Source organism: Clostridium sp. DSM 17811, from assembly GCF_018861905.1.
Taxonomy (GTDB): Bacteria; Bacillota; Clostridia; order Clostridiales; family Clostridiaceae; genus Clostridium_AD; species Clostridium_AD frigoriphilum.
In genome coordinates, this window is the sequence record NZ_JAHLDU010000071.1 from 1 (window position 1) to 1,970 (window position 1,970).

The 1,970-nt window shown below is 31.3% G+C and carries 1 protein-coding gene; it reads right to left on the reverse strand.

What is annotated here, in order from left to right; genetic code table 11:
• On the reverse strand, positions 1-1,970 hold a 1,970-nt coding region (locus KPL44_RS24930; RefSeq protein WP_216256088.1), incomplete at both ends, for an S-layer homology domain-containing protein.

Consider the following 1,970-nt stretch of genomic DNA (forward strand, 5'->3'; position numbering starts at 1 on the left):
CCAATCTCATAAGTAGTACCATTAATTTTTATACTAGTTGCATTTATTTTATTTGGTGTAAAAGCATCAATATCTCCAAATGCACTTTTTCTACTAGCATAAATATAACGGTTTTTGTTCCAAATATCTGATACAAAATAAACTACATCATTATAATTTATACTAAGTGTATTCTGTGTGTACATCTCATTACTATAAACAAATGAATATTCACTATCATCCATTTTCTTTAAGAATGCTGTATCACCACTTCTATAAACTTTTGGTATACTAAAGACAGGATCAATAATAACAGCATATTCATATCCATTATTAGTACTGTTTTTAGATAACATTATTGAAGAATAAAGATTTATACCATTAACGCAAGCATTATAATTAACCTTTTCTCCATTATGATAATACACAGTAGCCTTTGGTAACTTAATGCTACTAGTTACATCCTTATCGTTTTCCCACTTCATATCTGTTCCTGTTTTCTCAGTAACAGCATAATTTTCTGTGGTATTTTCCTTTTTATCAATTTTTGTAATTACAGTACCGTCAACATACAACTTGTACTTTGAACCTACCTCAGGATAAGTTACCCCACTAAGACACGTAAAAGTTCCTTTATCAGTAAGAATTTCATTGTTTGATAAATCATCACTTGTAGCTGAGGTTCCAAGTATTATATATTCAGCAAGTGTTCCAGTCTTATTTTCTATATCTTTTATATCTAATAACTTATCATCCTTATCTCGCACTAACCGTACTAAATCGCCATCTTTAAACGAGGCAAGTTTCGAAATATCCATATCATCACTATAATTGTAATTCACCTTATCTATTTGAATATCATATAAACTATTCGAATCAGCAGGAATATCTGTGATGTAACCCTCAACATAATTTTCAACAGCAAGTATATATTTATTACCGCCATTTATATCTGTAACACTATAAACTACATCTGTATCCTTGATATCGCTTTTTAAAATAGCTTGACCATTTTTTATAATCTTTGTATTCTCATTAAATACTATATTTCCTAATGTATCAGAGTTGACATCAATATTTGATGCAAGCTCTGGATTACTATATATAGGATCTATTATTACAGCATAACTAGATGAGACTTTAGTATTATAATCAAATACTATGGTCGAATTAGCTTTTAAAAGACTACTTACACTTGTATAAGCTTCCTTTACGCCATGGTAATAATAAATAATACTAGATGGTAGAATCATACTTTTTGTAGTTCCATCTTCATCATAATTAACAACATTACCCACTATAGTGTTTGCAGTAATGCTTACCGGCTCTCTTACCTTACCATAAACTTTTGTAATTCCACCATTTTCTAACTTAATTCTATAAGTTGCTCCAACCTGAAGTTTTGCTACATTAGCCGGAACAGAAAATATACCTTTATCTGTTAGTACTTCATTTTTTGCTAACTTATCATAGGATTCTGAATTATCTTGTACAATACAATCAGAATATAATTTTATCGAATCAGAATAAGTTACAGCAGTTGCAGTTGATCCAGTGGCAGCCTTTATATTAGTATCAAGAAGCCTGTCAAACATTACGGCTACTGCCCTATAAGTAACTCTATCACCCTTTTGATAACTTAGATCGTCAGTTATTCCTAATGTTTTTGCCTTACTTATATAGTTCGATGGATACGTTCCTACTAAATCACCATCAACATATCCAAGTAACTTTACAATAACAGTGCAAATTTCTTGATAAGTAATTGCAATTTCAGGATGGAAGTTTCCATCTGCCATGCCGCTTATTAATCCCTTATTTAAAAGTATATTTATATAACCGCTCATTTCACTATCCGATTTAATATCCGGGAATATAGTAGCCCCTCTCATTCCTAAGGCTCCATCCTCTAAATCAGCTGCTATCACTACGGATTTAACAAATTGCCCCCTAGTCATAGCATTAGAAACTACCGCTGCATTCACAATCCC